The organism is Polaribacter sp. Hel1_33_78 (assembly GCF_900106075.1).
GTDB lineage: Bacteria > Bacteroidota > Bacteroidia > Flavobacteriales > Flavobacteriaceae > Polaribacter.
In genome coordinates this window covers 3,119,330-3,139,188 of record NZ_LT629794.1, presented here as the reverse complement: position 1 = coordinate 3,139,188, position 19,859 = coordinate 3,119,330, and the positions used below count along the sequence as shown (strand labels likewise).

12 protein-coding genes are annotated in these 19,859 nt (G+C 30.5%); 9 read left to right on the top strand and 3 right to left on the bottom strand.

Annotated elements, in window-relative coordinates:
- The first annotated feature begins 33 nt into the window (after window positions 1–33).
- The 6 genes from ileS to BLT88_RS13625 all read left to right on the top strand — a co-directional run bounded on the left by ileS (window position 34) and on the right by BLT88_RS13625 (window position 9,516).
- On the top strand, window positions 34–3,441 hold the full coding sequence (gene ileS / locus BLT88_RS13650; RefSeq protein WP_091955498.1) for an isoleucine--tRNA ligase: 3,408 nt from the start codon (window positions 34–36) through the stop codon (window positions 3,439–3,441).
- Between the two features lie 5 nt (window positions 3,442–3,446).
- Window positions 3,447–3,824 (top strand): TraR/DksA C4-type zinc finger protein, encoded by a 378-nt coding sequence (locus tag BLT88_RS13645; protein ID WP_091955495.1) that lies wholly within the window; start codon window positions 3,447–3,449, stop codon window positions 3,822–3,824.
- A gap of 57 nt (window positions 3,825–3,881) precedes the next feature.
- Window positions 3,882–4,526, top strand: a complete 645-nt coding sequence (locus tag BLT88_RS13640; protein ID WP_091955492.1) for a hypothetical protein — start codon at window positions 3,882–3,884, stop codon at window positions 4,524–4,526.
- A 43-nt stretch (window positions 4,527–4,569) separates the two neighbouring features.
- Window positions 4,570–5,208 carry a lipoprotein signal peptidase gene (locus tag BLT88_RS13635; RefSeq protein WP_036782513.1) on the top strand — a complete coding sequence of 213 codons (639 nt, stop codon included), beginning with the start codon at window positions 4,570–4,572 and terminating at the stop codon, window positions 5,206–5,208.
- Window positions 5,209–5,524: 316 nt separating this feature from the next.
- On the top strand, window positions 5,525–7,321 hold the full coding sequence (gene uvrC, locus BLT88_RS13630) for an excinuclease ABC subunit UvrC (protein WP_091955488.1): 1,797 nt from the start codon (window positions 5,525–5,527) through the stop codon (window positions 7,319–7,321).
- Complete coding sequence (locus BLT88_RS13625; protein WP_036782519.1) at window positions 7,318–9,516, top strand: patatin-like phospholipase family protein; 2,199 nt, start codon at window positions 7,318–7,320, stop codon at window positions 9,514–9,516. The genes uvrC and BLT88_RS13625 overlap by 4 nt, the downstream gene beginning before the upstream one ends.
- Before the next feature lie 71 nt (window positions 9,517–9,587).
- On the opposite strand, the gene BLT88_RS13620 is transcribed toward BLT88_RS13625, so the two are convergent.
- Both BLT88_RS13620 and BLT88_RS13615 read right to left on the bottom strand, forming a co-directional pair.
- Window positions 9,588–11,867 carry an inorganic phosphate transporter gene (locus BLT88_RS13620; RefSeq protein ID WP_091955484.1) on the bottom strand — a complete coding sequence of 760 codons (2,280 nt, stop codon included), beginning with the start codon at window positions 11,865–11,867 and terminating at the stop codon, window positions 9,588–9,590.
- Between the two features lie 75 nt (window positions 11,868–11,942).
- Entirely contained in the window at window positions 11,943–13,172 is a 1,230-nt protein-coding gene (locus BLT88_RS13615) for a porin (RefSeq protein WP_091955480.1), read from the bottom strand.
- 335 nt (window positions 13,173–13,507) lie between these two features.
- On the opposite strand from BLT88_RS13615, the gene BLT88_RS13610 reads away from it, so the two are divergent.
- Entirely contained in the window at window positions 13,508–16,258 is a 2,751-nt protein-coding gene (locus BLT88_RS13610) for a TonB-dependent receptor (protein WP_091955478.1), read from the top strand.
- A 132-nt stretch (window positions 16,259–16,390) separates the two neighbouring features.
- Entirely contained in the window at window positions 16,391–18,355 is a 1,965-nt protein-coding gene (locus tag BLT88_RS13605; RefSeq protein WP_091955476.1) for a hypothetical protein, read from the top strand.
- A gap of 67 nt (window positions 18,356–18,422) precedes the next feature.
- Here the strand turns inward: BLT88_RS13605 and BLT88_RS13600 are convergent, their stop codons facing one another.
- Window positions 18,423–18,839 (bottom strand): cation transporter, encoded by a 417-nt coding sequence (locus tag BLT88_RS13600; protein ID WP_036782534.1) that lies wholly within the window; start codon window positions 18,837–18,839, stop codon window positions 18,423–18,425.
- A 138-nt stretch (window positions 18,840–18,977) separates the two neighbouring features.
- Here BLT88_RS13600 and BLT88_RS13595 point away from each other — a divergent pair, with 138 nt between their 5' ends.
- Window positions 18,978–19,853 carry a DMT family transporter gene (locus BLT88_RS13595; RefSeq protein WP_091955474.1) on the top strand — a complete coding sequence of 292 codons (876 nt, stop codon included), beginning with the start codon at window positions 18,978–18,980 and terminating at the stop codon, window positions 19,851–19,853.
- Window positions 19,854–19,859 lie beyond the last annotated feature (6 nt).

Sequence of the window (19,859 nt, the reverse complement as noted above, 5' to 3'; positions counted from 1 at the left end):
TTAATTTCGCAATCTTATTAGAAATGACAGAAAATGAAAGCTAAATTTCCTGAATATAAAGGACTTGACTTACCAAAAGTTGCAGAAGAAATTCTTAATTATTGGCAAGAAAACAACATCTTCGAAAAGAGTGTATCTTCAAGAGAAAATGCAACACCATTTGTATTTTTTGAAGGCCCACCTTCGGCAAACGGTCTACCTGGTGTTCACCATGTTTTAGCAAGAGCTATTAAAGATATTTTTCCGCGTTACAAGACGATGAAAGGATACCAAGTAAAGCGAAAAGCTGGATGGGATACGCATGGTTTGCCAATAGAATTAGGTGTTGAGAAAGAGCTAGGAATTACTAAGGAAGATATTGGTACGAAAATTTCTGTAGAAGATTATAATGCAGCTTGTAGAGAAGCAGTAATGCGTTACACAGATATTTGGAACGATTTAACCCAGAAAATGGGGTATTGGGTAGATATGGAAGATCCTTATATTACTTACGAACCGAAATATATGGAGTCTGTTTGGTGGTTATTAAAGCAGATTTATAATAAAGAATTAATTTACAAAGGGTATACCATTCAGCCATATTCTCCAAAAGCAGGGACAGGTTTAAGTTCTCATGAATTAAATCAACCAGGTACTTACCAAGATGTAACTGATACAACTGTTGTTGCACAATTTAAAGTTGTAGAAAGTACGCTCCCAGACTTTTTACAAAACGAGGGAACCATTTATTTTTTAGCATGGACGACAACTCCTTGGACATTGCCGAGTAATACGGCATTAACTGTAGGCCCAAAAATTGAATATGTTTTAGTAGATACTTTTAATCAATATACTTTTGAGCCTACGAAAGTAATTTTAGCTAAAAAACTAGTTGGCAAACAATTTGGAGGTAAAAATAATGTTGAAGTTGAAACTTCAGAAGAATTAAACAATTACAATTCTGGGGATAAAAAAATTCCTTTTTATATTGTCAAAGAATTTATTGGGAAAGATTTAGTTAATATTAAATACGAACAAATTTTAGATTACTGTTTGCCAAATGATAATCCTCAAGATGCATTTAGAGTAATTTTAGGAGATTTTGTAACTACAGAAGATGGAACAGGAATTGTGCATACAGCACCAACTTTTGGAGCAGATGATGCTATCGTTGCAAAACAAGCAACACCAGAAATTCCGCCAATGTTGGTGAAAGATGAGAATGATAATTTAGTTCCCTTAGTAGATTTACAAGGAAAATTCAGACCAGAGATGGGTGAATTTGCTGGTAAATATGTAAAGAATGAATATTATAAGGATGGTGAAGCTCCAGAAAAATCTATTGATGTTGAGCTGGCAATAAAATTAAAAATAGAAAACAAAGCTTTTAAGGTCGAAAAATATAAGCACAGTTATCCTAATTGTTGGAGAACAGATAAGCCAATATTATATTATCCGTTAGATTCTTGGTTTATCAAAGTAACGGATGTAAAAGATAGAATGCATGAGTTAAATAAAACAATTAACTGGAAGCCAGAATCTACGGGAACTGGACGTTTTGGAAATTGGTTGGCGAATGCAAATGACTGGAATTTATCTCGTTCAAGATATTGGGGTATTCCTTTACCAATTTGGAGAACAGAAGATGGTAAAGAAGAAATTTGTATTGGTTCTGTAAAAGAATTAAAGCAAAAAATGGCAAAAGCTGTTGCAGCTGGAGTTTTAGCAAAAGATATTTTTGAAGATTTTGAAGTTGATAATAACTCAGAAGAAAATTACGCGAAAATAGATTTACATAAAAATATTGTAGATGAAATTGTGTTGGTTTCTGCCACTGGACAGCCAATGAAACGCGAAAGCGATTTAATTGATGTATGGTTTGACTCTGGTTCTATGCCTTATGCGCAATGGCACTATCCGTTTGAGAATAAAGAAAAAATTGATGGAAATGAATCTTTTCCAGCAGATTTTATTGCAGAAGGAGTAGACCAAACTAGAGGTTGGTTTTATACGTTACATGCAATTTCTACAATGGTTTTTGATTCCGTTGCTTATAAAAACGTAGTTTCTAATGGTTTAGTTCTCGACAAAAAAGGGCATAAAATGTCTAAGCGTTTAGGAAATGCAACAGACCCTTTTACAACGCTATCAACGTATGGTCCAGATGCAACTCGTTGGTATATGATTTCAAATGCAAATCCTTGGGATAATTTAAAATTTGACTTAGACGGAATTGAAGAGGTAAAACGTAAGTTTTTCGGAACTTTATATAACACCTATTCTTTCTTCACCTTATATACAAATATTGATGGTTTTTGCTACAAAGAAGCAGATATTCCTTTAGAAAAAAGACCAGAAATAGATCGATGGATTTTATCTGAGTTGCATACTTTAATCAATAAAGTTGATAAATTTTATGCGGAATATGAACCAACTAGAGCTGCGAGAGCAATATCAGATTTTACACAAGATTATTTAAGTAATTGGTATGTACGTTTAAGTAGAAGGCGTTTTTGGAAAGGAGATTATCAAACGGATAAAATTTCTGCATATCAAACATTGTATACTTGTATGAATACAATTGCGAAATTAGGTGCGCCAATTGCACCGTTTTTTATGGATAAATTGTATCAAGATTTAAATTCTGTTTCGGGTAAAGAAATATCAGAAAGTATTCATTTATCAGATTTTCCAGTTTCGGATGCTAGCTTTATTGATGCCTCTTTGCAGCGTAAAATGGGTAATGCACAAACAATATCTTCATTAGTATTATCGTTAAGAGCTAAAGAGAAAATTAAAGTGCGTCAGCCATTGCAAAAAATCATGATACCTGTTGATAACCCTCAACAAAAGGAAGAAATTTTAGCAGTTGCAGACTTAATTAAGCATGAAGTAAATATTAAAGAAATTCAGATTTTAGACGATGCTTCAGATATTTTAATCAAACAAATTAAACCGAATTTTAAAACATTAGGACCAAAGTTTGGAAAAGATATGCGTTTAATAGCCGTCGAAGTTCAAAAATTCAGTCAAGAAGATATTAACAAAATTGAAAAAGATAAAAATATTATTCTTGATATTAATGGAAAAAATATTATTTTAGAACTCTCAGATGTAGAGATATCATCTAAAGACATAGAAGGTTGGTTAGTTGCAAATGAAGGTTTGTTAACAGTCGCTTTAGATGTAACGATAACGGAAGGTTTGCGTAAAGAAGGTATTGCTAGAGAATTAGTAAATAGAATCCAGAATGCACGTAAAGACTCAGGTTTAGAAGTAACGGATACAATTAAATTAACTGTGCTAAATTTTGAAAACCTTCAAAAATCTATCACAGAAAATAAAGCGTATATAATGAGTGAAACATTAACTAAAGAATTGGTTTTTGTGGATGAATTAAATAACGGTACAGAAATTGAATTTGATACCATTAAAAGTAAAATATTAATCGAAAAAATGTAAAGTTTATGTCAGACGTGAAACTAAAATATTCGCAAGAAGACTTGGAAGAGTTTAAGGTAATAATTCAGAAAAAGATAGCAAGATCACAAGAAGATTTGGATTTGTTAAAAGCAGCATATAAGAATGATGCAGACAATGGAACAGACGATACGTCTCCATCGTTTAAATCTTTTGACGAAGGCTCTGAAGTAATGAACAAAGAAGCAAATGTGCAGTTAGCAATTAGACAAGAAAAGTTTATTAGAGACTTAAATAACGCATTGTTACGAATTGAAAACGGTACTTATGGTGTTTGTAGAGTTACAGGTAAGTTAATTCAAAAAGAACGTTTAAGATTAGTGCCTCATGCTACATTAAGTATAGAGGCGAAACGTAAACAATAATAGTTTTATGATATTATAATATTCTAAAAGCTTCTGTAAAGAAGCTTTTTTTGTTCAATGAAAAATAATTTGATCATTTTATTTTTAGTATTTTCATCTGCGATTTTATCGCAAAAAAAAGTCATAAAAAAAATTGAAACCGAATTTAGTGAAATAGAAATTTCAACAATTGGTTTAGACGATTTTGTATTAGAAAACTCAACTTCAGGTTTTATAGAAATCACCTTGTTTGCAGAAAATCCTCATGAACAGCATATTCTTTTCGACGTTAAGAATGATTTTTTACAAGTTGAATTTAAAATGCATAAAATACAAAAAGAAGAAACTGTTTTTAGAAAATTTATTACTGAAAGATTGCACAGAGCTTCTGTAATTGTAAAAATTCCGAAAGGGAAAAGGGTAACTATTTTTGGAGAGAGTATTAACATAGAATCGAGAGATTATTTAGGGGATTTATCCATTTTTATTGAAAAAGGAATTGTAAAACTAAATCAGGTTAAAGCAAATACATCAATAAAATTGTATGAAGGAAGTATCTATGGGGTTCTTGAAAATTCAAATATTAATATTATTTCTAAGGTTGGTAAAATAAAAATTGATGAGCGCTTTCATGAAAAAACCTATCAAAAGAAATTAGAAAAAAATCAAAAAGAATTTTCTATAACAACAATAAAAGCTAATATTTTCTTAACTACTAAATAAACACAATAATATTGTTATTTTTGTGAACACAAATTCAAAAAAAATGTCCAAAAAGAACCTGGCAATTCTTACTGTATTATTTACAATAATTTTAGATCAAGTACTAAAAATCTATATAAAAACAAACTTTATTTTGGGAGAAGAAGTTTTAATTTTTGATTGGTTTAAAATTCATTTTGTAGAAAATAATGGAATGGCAATGGGTTTTGAATTTGGTGGAAAAACTGGAAAACTTTTTTTAACCCTATTTAGATTAGTTGCAGTTTCTGCAATTATATTCTGGCTAATGGGTAATATAAAACGAAAGGTTCATAATGCCGTTATTGTTGGTATTTCACTTATTTTTTCTGGTGCAGTCGGTAACATTATAGATTCTGTTTTTTACGGAGTTATTTTTGACGATTCTGACTATAAAGTAGCAACTCTTTTTGCTGATGAACCTTATGGAAATCTTTTCTATGGAAAAGTAGTAGATATGTTCTATTTTCCTATTTGGACAGGAAATCTGCCAGATTGGATTCCTTTTGTAGGAGGAGATCTATTTACTTTTTTTCAGTATATTTTTAATCCAGCTGATTCTTATATAACCATTGGTGTTGCTTTACTTTTTATTTTTAGCAAACACGCTTTTCCAAAAGAAGAAAAGGATGTGAAAGAATTTACAGAGGAGCATAAGAAATAAAATTAGAATTTATTTAAATTCTTTACAAGGTTGTAGTATTTTTCAATAGCTTGAGTTAAATCTATTGTATAATATAAACCTCTTTTTAAATACGCATTTCAAGGTGTATTTTAGTTTTTTAGTTGGTTTTTTCATTGCTAAATTTTAGCATTAAAAGAAATAAGCAAAAGTTCGTTTTCTCGAAGAGATTTCTAAAATTCATCAATTATCGACTATTTATGGATGGCAAGTGGTAGACATACAAACTTCCTTTTTTTTAGCTGAATTCAATTAGCGAATTGACTAGTTTATCTCTTTAAAAGCATTATTTTTGAGCATGTCTGTATCTTTAGAGCTTCAAGTTAAAACCTTACCAAATGAACCTGGAGTTTATCAGTATTTTGATAAAGATGATATAATTATTTATGTTGGTAAAGCTAAAAACCTAAAAAAAAGAGTTGCTTCTTACTTCAATAAAAACCATGAAAATGGTAAAACTAGAGTTTTAGTAAAAAAGATTGTAGGTATAAAACATATTGTTGTAAATACGGAAACAGATGCACTTTTACTTGAAAATAATTTAATTAAAAAATACAAACCACGTTACAATGTTCTCTTAAAAGACGATAAAAGTTACCCTTGGATTTGTATCAAAAAAGAACGTTTTCCAAGGATTTTTGCAACCAGAAGAGTTATCAAAGATGGTTCAGAATATTTTGGTCCTTATACTTCTGTAAGAACCGTAAGAGTGCTGTTAGATTTGATAAAAGAGTTGTATTCACTGAGGACTTGTAATTATGATTTAAGCCACAAAAGTATTAATGAGGGTAAATACAAAGTTTGTTTAGAATATCATTTAAAAAATTGTAAAGGTGCTTGTGAGGCGCTAGAAACCGAGGCAAATTATAATGATTCTATCAAAGAAATAAGGAACATCATCAAAGGAAATTTTAAAGAAAGTTTAGAAAAATTTCAAGAAATGATGATCAGTTTTGCTGAGAAAATGGAGTTTGAAGAAGCCCAGAAAATTAAGGAAAAACTGAATTTATTAAGTAACTATCAGTCAAAAAGCACCATTATAAATCCATCAATAAATAATGTTGATGTGTTTTCTATTATTTCTGATGATACTCATGGTTATGCAAATTTTCTAAAGATTTCAAATGGATCAATTATTCAATCACACACAACAGAAATCAAGAAAAAATTAGATGAAACAGATACAGAATTATTGGAACTGTTTATTGTAGAAATAAGGCAACGATTCAACTCGCAGGCGCCAGAAATTTATGTACCCTTTAAAGTTAATTTGGGTGAAAGTGTAAAAGTAACTATTCCTAAATTAGGTGATAAAAAACGCATTGTAGAACTTTCTGAGCGAAATGCTAAATATTATAGACAGGAGCAATTTAAACAAATAAAAATTGTTGATCCAGACAGACATGTGAAAAGAATAATGGCGCAGATGAAAAAAGATTTACGCCTTTCTGAAGATCCAAGGCATATAGAATGTTTTGATAATTCGAATATTCAAGGCACACATCCTGTGGCTGCTTGTGTTGTTTTTAGAGATGGAAAACCTAGTAAAAAGGAATACAGACATTACAATATAAAAACAGTAGAGGGGCCAGATGATTTTGCATCTATGGAAGAAGTGGTGTATAGAAGATACAAACGCTTATTAGCTGAAGGAGCATCATTACCTCAATTAATTATTGTTGATGGAGGAAAAGGACAGTTATCATCGGGCTTAAAAAGTCTAGATATTTTAGGTTTGCGAGGAAAAATTGCTATTATTGGAATTGCAAAACGGTTGGAAGAAATTTATTACCCTGATGATCCTATTCCTTTATATCTGGATAAAAAATCTGAAACGTTAAAAATTACACAGTATTTAAGAAACGAAGCACATAGATTTGGTATTACTTTTCATAGAAATAAACGTAGTAAAAGTGCCATAAAATCTGAGTTAGAGCAAATCCCTGATATAGGTACCCAAACTATTACAACTTTATTGCGTAAATTTAAGTCGGCGAAACGTGTTAAAGAAGCTTCGAAAGAAGAGTTGATAGAAGTAATAGGAAACGTAAGGGCGATAAAGGTATATGAATATTTCCATCCTTTAAAAAAATGAAAAAATTTTTAGTGATCTTTTTTTTATTGATTTCAGCAGTTTGCTATAGTCAAGAAAAACAACCAAAAGTGGGTTTAGTTTTAAGCGGAGGAGGCGCAAAGGGCTTTGCACATATAGGCGTTTTAAAGGAGATTGACAAGGCAGGCGTTCATATTGATTATATTGGAGGCACCAGTATGGGTGCAATTATTGGAGGGTTGTATGCTGCAGGATATTCAGGAGAACAAATAGAGAAGATAGCCTTAGAGACAGACTTTATCTCCATGTTAAGGGATGAGTTGCCAAGAAATTCAGAAACATTTTTCGAAAAAGAATTTGGTGAGAAAACAGCAATTACACTTCCAGTTATAAATGGCACTATTGCTTTGCCAAAGGCAGTTTCTAAAGGTCAGAATATTTTAAATTTTTTATTAGAATTGTTAGAGCCTATAGAAGGGATTGACGATTTTAGCAAGCTTCCAACACCTTTTTTTTGTATTGCAACAAATGTTGAAACCGGGGCTCTTGTGTTATTAGAAAAAGGTTCTTTACCATTGGCTTTAAGAGCAAGTGGCTCTTTCCCAACGTTATTAAATCCGGTTGTTTTAGATAATAAATTATTGGTTGATGGAGGAATTGCAAATAATTTTCCGGTTAGTTTAATGAAATCTAAAGGAATAGATATTGTTATTGGTGTGGATGTAGAAGGAAAACTGTATCAAAAGGAAGAACTCAACTCTGTTATTTCTATTATGAGTCAGATTAGTAGTTATAAAATGTACGATGTAACCAAAAGGGAAAAAGAAAGGTTAGATGTTTATATTCATCCAAAAGTGTCTAAGTATAAGGTAGTAGATTTTGATAAAAAAGTAGAAATTCTGCAATATGGAATAGAAGAAGCAGCAAAATTTACTACCGTTTTTAAAGCAATAGGGGTAAAACAAAAGCAAAAAAAGAAGAGGAAAAAGATAGAACTCGTTAATAAAAAACATTTTGTTTCCGAAATTGATGTTAAGGGTTTTAAAAATTATACGAGAGCGTTTGTTTTAGGTAAATTAAAAATTAGAGCAGGGGATAGCGTTTCTAGAAAGGAAATTACGAAAAGAATTTATTTGCTATCTGCAACAAAAAATTATGATAGAATACGGTATAATTTTATTAAAAAGGAAGATAATTCTTATAAACTAAACTTTTTTTTAATAGAATCTAAAGAAAATGCGAATCTAAAGTTAGGGATTCATTATGATGCTTTATATAAATCTGGAATTTTGGCGAACTACAGTCAAAAGCATTTATTAGTAAATAATGATTTATTTTCTTTAGACTTGATTTTGGGAGATAATTTAAGATATAATCTAAATTATTTTGTAGACAATGGCTTTTATTTAAGTTACGGTATAAGATCTAGGTATAATCATTTTAGAGCAAATTCTAAATTTAACTCCATAGTTTCTGCGGTTCCGAATGTCGGTAATATTAACTTAGAATATAAAGACAATACAAATCAGTTTTTTGTGCAAACTACTTTCGATAGAAAGTTTGCTTTGGGTTTTGGATTGGAACATAAGCATATAAAAGCAACTACAGAAACATACACATCGAACAATGAGGCAACTATTTTTGATAATAGTAATTATTTTAACGCTTTTGGATATTTAAAGTTAGACACTTATGATGATAAGATTTTTCCTACAAAAGGATATCATGCAGACTTAAATGCAAAGTGGTACGGAGCATCGTCAGGATCTAATGAAGAGTTTACACCCTTTTTACAAGGAAAAGGAACTTTAGGTTTTGCAACAAGTTTTGGAGATAAACTTACATTTCAAGTAACAAATGAAGCCGGTTTTACATTAAACAAAACACCATCAGATGTCTTTGATTTTTATTTAGGTGGTTACAACAAAAATTACATAAACACTTTTATATCTTTTTATGGTTATGATTTTGCAGAATTATCTGAGACTTCTTTTTTTAAATCAGAATTAAGCTTCAAATATGCTCTTTCAGACAATAATTACGTAACTTTTATTGCCAATTATGGCCGTTTAGACAGCAATGTTTTTAAAAACATGGATGATTTTACAGACATTAAATCTGGCTACGCTTTTGGTTACAGTTATAATAGTTTAATTGGCCCAGTCGAAATTAAATATAGTTGGTCTCCAGACACAAATAAAAATTACTTGTTGTTTAATTTAGGATTTTGGTTTTAGATAAAATATAATTGTAAAAACAAAAAACCATGAAAGCTAATTCATGATTTTTTGTTTTTACAATTATTGTGTTATTTATTTTCTTTTGAAACGCTAATCGTAGCAGGCTCAATTGAACTATCAAAAGAGTTATGATACTCTTCTAAAAGATTCATAGTTGCATCAACTAAATCTTTCGTTTCTAGAAGCAACCCAAAGTGTAAAGTTGTGTTTTTTGGACTTGATTCTTCTGAACGAGTTCGTTCAATCTGTTTTTCGATTTTTTCATTTAATAAATTATAAACCATTTTCTTTTCATTCAAGATAACTCCAATTTCTTCAAATGACTCAGATTTAAATGCTTTTTCAATATCACTAAATAAAACTTCAAGCTTATCAACAATCTCTTTAAGTTCTTTAATTTGACCTGATTTTAATTGTTTATGGTTGTTGTTAATGTGTCTATAACTTATTTTAGAAATATATTCTAAAGATTGAGACATGTCTTGTAAGTAACCTAAAATATTAATATAAAATCCACTTGCTTGCAAACTAGATGCATCTAGATTTTTAATAAAATAAGTGATATTATCTCTTAAATCATCAATTTCATCTGAAAGTTTTACAACTTGATTTTTGCTCTTTTTAAGTAATGATAATTCTTGTTTTGCTAAACCGTCTATAGTATTAGAATAAATTTTATTAGTACGCTTAACTACTTTAGAAATGTTTTTTGCACTTTCATGAATAACACCTTGAACAGAGCTGCCTTCAGCTTCACTTAAACTATCTTCATCAATAGTTTTTGTTGATTTTGTTTTGTGAAATTTGTAGTTTCTGTATAATAAAATTACAGTTAATAAAAGTAAAATTGGTATTATAACAATTGCATTAAAGTTAATTAAGAATACAACAATTCCTGCAGCAATAAAAGCTCCTATTGCAGTACCAAACCAACCACCAATTACGTTTAAAACTCCAGCTACTCTATATACAGCACTTTCTCTTCCCCAAGCACGATCGGCTAAAGAAGTTCCCATAGCCACCATAAAAGTAACGTAGGTAGTTGATAATGGTAACTTCATAGAAGTTGCAATTGCAATTAAAACTCCAGCCACCATTAAATTTACTGAGGCACGAATCATATCAAAAGCAGGAGCTTCTATACTCTGGTTCTTAGTCATTGTAAAATTCGGTTTTTCAAAACTTTTACTTAAACTTTCGCTAATTGAAGATGGTACTACAGCAGAAAAATAACTTGATAATTGTGAAGTAACTTTTACAATAGCCCTTGAGATACGATTAGGTTCAAATTTCTCATGAGTTTCACCTTGACGTGAAAGGCTAATTTCTGTTTCGGCAACTGTTTTTGCTTTTTTAGAAAACCATAGAGTAAGCACCATTATTGTTCCTGCAATAAATAATAATACAGGTTCAGCAGGAACTTTTTTCTCTAAAACTGCCATAGACATCGTGGAATCCATTCCTCCAGCAATCCATGCTTCGTATGAATGATACGCTGCCATTGGTACACCAATAAAATTCACTAAATCATTTCCTGAAAATGCTAGCGCTAATCCAAAAGTTCCAATTGCAATAACTACAAGCAGAACAGTTTTTTTAGTTAGTTTTTCAAAGATAAATGAAAATAACGTCCAGAATACAAAACTTCCTATAATTATATAGATTTCATTTCCATCTAATATACTTTTTAATTCTTTATAATAGGGCGTTCCTTTTAAACCTTTAAGAAAGATGAAATAGGTAATTGCAGTTAATGCTACACCTCCAAAAAGTACACCAAAATTTTTTATTCTTTTTTCATAATTAAAAGTAAATATAAGTCTAGAAACCCATTGAACAAATGCCCCTACAGAGAAAGCAATTACTACAGAAAGTAGAATTCCTGTTATAATTTCAATTGCTTTTGCAGTATTTATATAATTCCCTAAGTCAGCGATAGTCTCAGATTCTGAATGGCTAATTTTTATTAAAGACATTACTACTGCAGCTCCTAATAAATTGAAAACAATAGAAACTGTTGTTGACGTTGGTAGACCTAGTGTGTTAAAAAAATCTAGCAATAATATGTCTGTTATCATTACAGCCATAAAAATTAGCATAATTTCTCCAAACTCAAATTGAGCAGGAACAAATATCCCTTTTCTTGCAACTTCCGTCATTCCACTTGAAAAAACGGCACCTATAAAAATACCTAAACTAGCAACAATCATAATAGTTCTAAGAGATAGAGCTTTAGATCCAATTGCAGAATTTAAAAAGTTAATTGCGTCGTTACTTACACCTACAATTATATCAGCAACAGCTAATACCGTTATAGCAATCAAAATAAGTAAATAAATATTATCCATAATTTAAAATTTAGTTTTGCAAATTTACAAACACATTAAATAGTGAATGTTACCTTTATGTTATATTAATTTTTATTAAAAGTGAATATCAACCTGTAATCTATATAATAATTGATTTGTTTTAAAACCAATATCTGTATAGCTTATATCTGTTTGAACTTTTAATTTATGACCAGCAATATATTTAGATAAACCCAATGTATATTGATTTTCAGCACCTTTTCCAGTAATATTTTTATCTAAAGAGATATTAGTATAACGTCCAGAAACCTCTACCGTTTTAGAAAGTAAATATCCAGTTTGTATATTTAAACCGTTCCCAACTTGTACTTCATCTCCTGTTAAAGTTCCATCGGAATTTTTAGCAAGAGCATCTTCTGCAGTTCTATTTGCATATTCAGCCATAAAAGAAAAGCCTTTATGTTTGTACATGGCATCAATAAATACAGTAGAAATATTAGTCTGATAAAACTCAGCACTTGAACTTGCTGAGGTGCCATTTATAAACATATAGGAACCTTGATTGCTTCTTGTTTTAGATGCATTATTGTTAAAATCATATGCAACACCAATAGATAATTTTGGGTCTTGTTCAAATTTTAAATCACTTCCTTTATAATCTCCTTTACTCGTAAAATCTCCAAAAGGAAATAACTCAACTCTAGTTGTATATTGATGTCCTCCAACATTTCCTCTCGTAATGTTTCTTCCTTCACCTTGAGCAATAGAAAAAATTTCTTTCACCAAGAAAGTATCAGTAAGGTTAAATTTATGTCTTAATTGAATACCTATATCACGATCTATATTGAATCTACTATTTAATAAAGAACGATCTACTTGTTGCAAGTTTGCAGATGAAATTACACGTTCTCTGTTTCCTGGGAGTTTGGTTTGACCAGCCCATAAAACAAAATTTCCACTAAAATTCCATTTTAATACAGCATCTAAAATTTGTCTAGATGAATTGTGTGTAAAGTATGAAGCTCCAGATTGATCTCTGTTAGATAAACCTAGTTCTAGTTTATATTTTAATTTTGGTGAAAAAGCCCAACCATCAAATTTTAAACGAGACCTTCTAATTAACATAGAAGATTCTGGGTTAGATAAACCATTATCAGCATCCCATTGAGAAGTTGCTAAAGTTTGGAATCTTAATCCTACTTTCATAGTAAAAGTACTGTCTTTTCCTACTAAGTTAAATAAACCTTTTCCAAATTTTGGAGCATTGGTTTCTTGTGCATTTATACTTAAGAAAGCACAGATACAGATTAATGTTACTACTTTATGTAGTATTGAAATTTTCATCATTTTTAGTTTTTGTCGGTGCAAATAACTAACAACTGTGTTAAGTTAATGTTAAAGGAACATTAAAAAATAAAAAAAACTGCCTTGGCCAAAGGCAGTAAGTCATATAAAATAGTTGACAAAAACTAATAGATTTATGATGACATTTAATCTCTAAAGATTTACTCAAAAATCCAAATTATAGTTTAAATCAATGTTTTCTGTAAATTAAAAAAAGGTTAACTATTTTTTCAATTTAACATTTAGTTAATGGTTCCGTAATAGAACCATAATTTACATGTAACACAAATTTTACAATTCAAGTAGACTTTTGCAGCATGAAATTATATACTAAAATGAAGAAAATTTTATTTATTACTTTAATAGCTTTCAGTCAGTTTACAAATGCTCAAAATACAGGGATATTAAAAGGGTTGTTAACAGACAAAGAAACAAGCAATGAACCTTTGCCGTTTGCAAACATAATTATTAAGGGCACTGCTATAGGAACTACTTCAGATTTTGATGGTAACTATTTTTTAAAAGTGCCAGCAGGAAATCATACTGTGATTTTTAGTTTTTTAGGATACAAAGAAGTCGAAAAATCATTTTCTTTAAAAGAAGGAGAAACCATTACAATCAATCAATTATTATCTGCAGAAGAAGGGGTTGCTTTAGATGATATTATTATAAAAACAAGTTCAAGTAAAGAATCTGCAAGCGCTCTTTTAATAGATCAAAAGAAAGCCATTGTAATTAAAGAAAGTATTGGAGCCCAAACTTTAGCTAAAATTGGTATTTCGAATGCTGCAAATGCAACAACTAAAATATCTGGAGTTACTAAAAGTGAAAGTTCTGGAGATATTTATATAAGAGGTTTAGGGGATCGATACTTGTCTACGACAATGAATGGATTGCCAATTCCTTCTGACGATGTTAACAATAAAAACATAAATCTTAATTTATTTTCTACAAATATCATTAAAAATGTTGGGATTAGTAAAACCTATACAACTTCAAGTTATGCAGATCAAGGTTCTGGAAATGTAGATGTAAGCTCTAAAGAATATTCGAAAAAAGGATTCTCCATTTCATTGGCAGGAGGTACTAATACCAATGTTGTTGATCTTTCTGATGATTTTAGAACTACTATTATTAATAAGGACGTTACTTTGGGGTTTCACAAAAAGCAGTATGCCCTTCAGAATTTAATCACTTTCCAGGGTTGGGACACAGAAAGTATAGCTACTCCAATCAACTTTAATGGCTCTTTTTCTGCTGGCAGAAAATTTGAAATGTTCGGAAAAGAGGTAGCTATTTTTGTTACCGGTTCTCATTCTAAATCTTTTGAACATAATAAAGGAATTTTTAGAGCCTACAGATCTAATATCTTAGATAGAGAATTTACGGATGCAGAACAATATGTGTCTAATTCGAACACTACAGGCTATGTAAATGTTAGTCTAAAATTAAATGAAAATAATAAAATTAAATATAATACACTCTTTGTAAATACCGGTGTTGATAATTTATACGAACAAGGTCGAAATGGTTTAGGATATGTTTTTGATCAAGACCCTCAAGAAACTGGAGCTTTTGTAAGAGATCAAAACTTTAAGCAAACTACACTTTTTATCAATCAGTTATTAGGGACCCATAATTGGAATGAAAACAATACTTTAAATTGGGCTGGAGGTTATAATTTTGTGTTGGCAGAAGAACCAAATAGAATTAGAAATGAAGTGAATATTTTAGATATTACTTCTTCGCCAACAATACAATATGCGCACGTTGGCGACTTTCAACAAAGAAAATCTACTCAAAAAATTGAAGATACAGAGTACAATGGTCTTATAGAAAACAGATGGGCTTTAGGTTTAAAAGATGAAGATGATAAAAGACCTTATTCTTTAAACTATGGTTTAAATTTTAGGCATAAAGAAAGATATTTTAAATCTCAGTTCGTAGGTGTTCGTTCAAAAGAATTTACTGCGCCTTCAGTAGATGATTTATCATCGACATTTACTTCTGTAGGTTTTAATAACGGATTAACCTTAAGGTTAAGAGATGCAGATAGATATCAAGCAGATTTGGATATAATGGCAGGTTTTGTCAACTTCGATTTTCAACTAGAGAATAAATTATCTGGTAATTTAGGTTTGCGTTTTGAAAGAGATGAAATTGATGTTATTTGGGATGTTGCCAATTTTGTTGGAAGAGTAGGAACCTTAAATAGAGTGTACGAAAGTTTATATCCAAGTGTAAACTTAAAATATGAGTTAAATGAAAATCAGTTCTTACGTTTTGCATCAAGTATAACACAAACGTTACCAGAGTTTAAAGAATTGTCTCCTTTTGAATATGTCTCTCCAACAGGCCGTGTAACCAAGGGGAATCCTAATTTAGAAAAATCAGAAATTTATAATTTTGATTTGAAGTATGAATTTTTTCCACAAAGAGGACAATTGTTTTCTGCAACAGTTTTTCAGAAACAAATTAAGAACCCAATCAACTTATCTCAAACAAGAGGGTCATCAGGATATTTTATCTATTCTAATACGGGAGAAAAAGTAAATATTTATGGTGTTGAATTAGAAGCTAGAACAGCTTTACTAAAGAATGAAGATGATGAAAGTGTTTTAAATATGACTGCCAATCTTACAAAAATGTGGCTAAAACAAGATTTATTAAAAAACTTTCAGTACAAAAATATTACAGAATCTAGTTTGCAAGGAGCGTCAGACTTTATTGCAAATGGATCGATAAGTTATGGAGATAAAAAAGAAAAAGAGTTTATAGCAACTTTAACAGGAAACTATTCTTCAGATAGAATATTTGCACTAGGGTCTCCAGAAGATTTTGCAAACAGTGCCGCTTTATACAATGATGAAATTATAGAAAAAGGATTTGTAACATTAGACTTAGTAATGAGCAAAGACGTAACTAAAAACTTACAAGTAAAGTTAGTGGGTCGTAATTTATTGAACCCAGAAATTAAGCAGACTCAAAAAGTTAGAAACTTAATTTCTGCCATAGAAACCAATGAAACTTTACTATCCTACAAAAAAGGAAGTCAATTAACAGTAAGTTTTAAATATAGTTTTTAGGCAATTAACAAAAACTTTACAAAGAAGTATAAAAAAAAATTAAAACCTAACATACTAATAATATTTAGGTAAAGAAAATTAAAGAATAAGAGAAGAACTTTGTAAAAAATTAATAACCTTATTTAAACAAAAATGAAAAAATCAGTTTTTAAAATTTTAAATTTAGTAGCTTTTTCAATCGTTACTTTGGCATTAACAAATTGTGGCAGTGATGAACCCGATATTATAATTTCGCAGCCAACATCTCCAGTTATAGAAAACCTACAATCTGGAATTATGAACGGAAATTTAGAAGAAAGTTTTACTTTAAATTCGAATACAATTTATAATTTAAATGCTTCTTTTATTGTAGAATCTGGAGCAACATTAACAATTCCAGCAGGCACAAGAATTCAAGCAGCAAATGGAGGAACAAGTGTTTATATTGCCATATTAAAAGGAGGTAAAATTGATGTGCAAGGGACTTCTTCAAATCCTGTATTTATGACGTCTGCTTCAGGAAATCCTGGAGATTGGGGAGGTTTAACAATTTGCGGAGACGCAACGACAACAGCAGGTTCAAATGCAGAAGCAGAAGTTGGAGGTTTTGTTTACGGAGGATCAAATGATGAAGACAATTCAGGTGCTATTAACTATTTAATTATAAAGGGAACTGGAGCTCAAATTAATGCAGACTCTCAATATAATGGAGTCTCTCTATATGCAGTTGGTTCGGGCACAACTATTAGCAATGTTGCTGTGTTAAACGGTTCAGATGATGGATTTGAGTTTTTTGGAGGGACAGTTTCTGCAAGTAATTTATATTTAGAAAATAACGAGGATGATTCTATAGATTGGACAGAAGGTTGGAATGGTACTATAGAAAATGCTTACATTTCTCATACAATTTCAGGTTTTTCTACCGTTTTTGAGGGGGATAAAGATAACAAAAACCCTAAGTTTAATAATATAACTGCCGTGTCTAGTGTTGGTGGAACAGCTTTGCAATTCAAAAAAGAATCTGGAGGAACGATTACAGGTTTATCTTTAACGGGCTATGATGTTTCAATAGATATGAAAGATGGAGGGTCATTAACAAACGTAATTATTGATGGTGAAGTTGCAAATCCTTTATTGTCTTATACAAATACACCAAATGTAACAGCGTCAGATTTTACTTGGGTAAATTCAAATGTATCGATCCCAACTTCTGTTTTACAAGGAGCCGTAAATGACACCGTAACACTAGATGCTTCTGTGAGTTACCAATTAAACTCATCCTATATCGTTCAATCTGGTGGCGAATTAATAATTCCGGCAGGCACAAAAATTGAGGCTAGAGATGGCGGAACGGGAGTTTATATTGCTGTTTTAAAAGGAGGTAAAATTGACATACAAGGCACAGCTGATAATCCAGTTGTATTTTCCTCCTCTGAAGGAAACCCGGGAGATTGGGGAGGTTTAACAATTTGTGGAGATGCAACAACATCTGCGGGGGTAAATGCAGAAGCAGAAGTTGGTGGTTTTATTTATGGAGGAACAAATGATGCAGATAGTTCAGGTTCTATTACATATTTAGTAATTAAAGGAACAGGAGCTCAAATTAATGCAGACTCTCAATACAATGGAATTTCTTTTTACGCAGTAGGCTCTGGAACTACATTAGAAAATATTTCCGTAATAGATGGAGCAGACGATGGTGTTGAATTTTTTGGAGGAACAGTTTCGGCATCCAATATTTATTTAGAAAACAATGAAGATGATTCTGTAGATTGGACAGAAGGTTGGAATGGTACTTTAACAGACACCTATATTTCGCATACAATAGCTGGTTTTTCTACCGCTTTTGAAGGAGATAAAGATAATGGAAACCCTAAATTTGTAAACCTAACTGCAATTTCTTCACAAGGTGGTACAGCTTTACAGTTTAAGAAAACTTCTGGAGGAACTATTACAAATATCTGGCTAGAAGGCTATGATAAAAATATAGATATGAAAGATGATGGTCCATTAACAAATGTTATTATTGACGGAGTTGCTGCATCTACTTCTGCGGATTATAAAACAGGAACTAAAGTTGATGTTAGCGCTTGGTCATGGAAAAATGCAGGTCTATAAGAATTAGATTTTACAAAAAAAAGGCAGACTCTGAAAAGTCTGCCTTTTTTTTGTAAAATAAATTTATTTAACCCTTCTTGTTTGCACAACACGCCATTTTACAATCTTTCTTACATGCTGTTTTATCAGTTTTCATTTCACAACTTTCTTTACAAGTCTCAGAACAATCATGCATTTTTTTAGAGGTTTCAGAAGCCGTGTATAAATCACCTCCTGCAATACCACTTACAAAAGAAATTAAATCTTTTTTAGAAGTTGTATTTGCATCAAATTCAATGTTAGCGGTGCTATCATTAAAAATAACTTTGGCATTTAAAACACCTTCCTTTTTAGATAATTTAGATTGAATGGTTTTTGCACAACCAATTTCGCAAGTCATTCCAGAAATGGCTAAAGAAATATTTTCTTTTTTTACCGCTGTTTTACAACTCGTTAAAAAGCAACATACAATTATTATAGAGAATATTATTTTTTGAATTTTCATAAGACTAAATTTTAGAAGTTTATAGAAATCACTTTAAAGGATTATTGTAATTTGTTAATAGATTATGATACAAATTTATTAATATTTAGACATGTATTTAAATAATTTTCAGACTTTAGCATAAAATTAACCAGACTTATGAATAATCAACAACTAAAATGGTTGTACTTAATTTTACTTTCTTTGGTTTGGGGAAGTTCTTTTATCTTAATGAAGAAAGCCTTGCTAGGCGTAACTCCTATTCAATTAGGTGCCTTAAGAATGATTTTTACTGCCATTTTTTTACTTTCGGTTGCTTTTCCCTCATTAAAAAAAATCCAAAAGAAACATTATAAATATATTGTGTACACATCTTTGGCAGGAACTTTTATTCCTGGGTTTTTATTCGCGTTTGCAATTACAACAATAGACAGTTCTATTGTGGCTATTTTAAACTCTTTAACTCCTTTTAACACCTTAATTTTTGGAGCAACCTTGTTTGGTTTCGTTTTTAAAAGAACACAATTTTATGGAATTGTAATTGGGTTGATAGGAACTTTAATTCTAATATTAAATGGGGCTTCTTTAAATCCAAATCAGAATTATTGGTATGCTTTTTTAATCATTATCGGCTCTGTTGGGTATGCATTAAATGCTAACATGATAAAGAAGTATTTGAGTGATTTAGATGCATTGGCAATTACAACTGGTAATTTTTTATTACTACTTGTTCCTGCAATTATAGTTTTAGTTTTTACAGATTTCTTTGTAACGTTTGACTTTAATGATGAGGTTTTAATGCAATCTTTAGGGTATTTAGCAGTTTTATCAATTTTAGGAACTGGAATTGCAAAAACTATTTATAATAAATTGGTGCATATTTCAGATCCTGTTTTTTCATCGTCTGTAACATATTTAATTCCTTTGGTGGCAATATTTTGGGGAATTTTAGATGATGAAAAATTAAGTGTACTTCAAGTTTTTGCAGGGATTATTATTTTATTAGGCGTGTATTTGGTTAATAAAAAGAAATGATTTAAA

Excerpts from the sequence above, each read along its gene's own strand:
- BLT88_RS13645 (WP_091955495.1), top strand. The coding sequence starts at position 3,447 with ATGTCAGACGTGAAACTAAAATATTCGCAAGAAGACTTGGAAGAGTTT.
- BLT88_RS13600 (WP_036782534.1), bottom strand. The coding sequence starts at position 18,839 with ATGAAAATTCAAAAAATAATATTCTCTATAATAATTGTATGTTGCTTT.
- BLT88_RS13595 (WP_091955474.1), top strand. The coding sequence starts at position 18,978 with ATGAATAATCAACAACTAAAATGGTTGTACTTAATTTTACTTTCTTTG.
- uvrC (WP_091955488.1), top strand. The coding sequence starts at position 5,525 with ATGTCTGTATCTTTAGAGCTTCAAGTTAAAACCTTACCAAATGAACCT.
- BLT88_RS13640 (WP_091955492.1), top strand. The coding sequence starts at position 3,882 with ATGAAAAATAATTTGATCATTTTATTTTTAGTATTTTCATCTGCGATT.
- BLT88_RS13635 (WP_036782513.1), top strand. The coding sequence starts at position 4,570 with ATGTCCAAAAAGAACCTGGCAATTCTTACTGTATTATTTACAATAATT.
- ileS (WP_091955498.1), top strand. The coding sequence starts at position 34 with ATGAAAGCTAAATTTCCTGAATATAAAGGACTTGACTTACCAAAAGTT.
- BLT88_RS13615 (WP_091955480.1), bottom strand. The coding sequence starts at position 13,172 with ATGAAAATTTCAATACTACATAAAGTAGTAACATTAATCTGTATCTGT.
- BLT88_RS13625 (WP_036782519.1), top strand. The coding sequence starts at position 7,318 with ATGAAAAAATTTTTAGTGATCTTTTTTTTATTGATTTCAGCAGTTTGC.
- BLT88_RS13620 (WP_091955484.1), bottom strand. The coding sequence starts at position 11,867 with ATGGATAATATTTATTTACTTATTTTGATTGCTATAACGGTATTAGCT.
- BLT88_RS13605 (WP_091955476.1), top strand. The coding sequence starts at position 16,391 with ATGAAAAAATCAGTTTTTAAAATTTTAAATTTAGTAGCTTTTTCAATC.
- BLT88_RS13610 (WP_091955478.1), top strand. The coding sequence starts at position 13,508 with ATGAAGAAAATTTTATTTATTACTTTAATAGCTTTCAGTCAGTTTACA.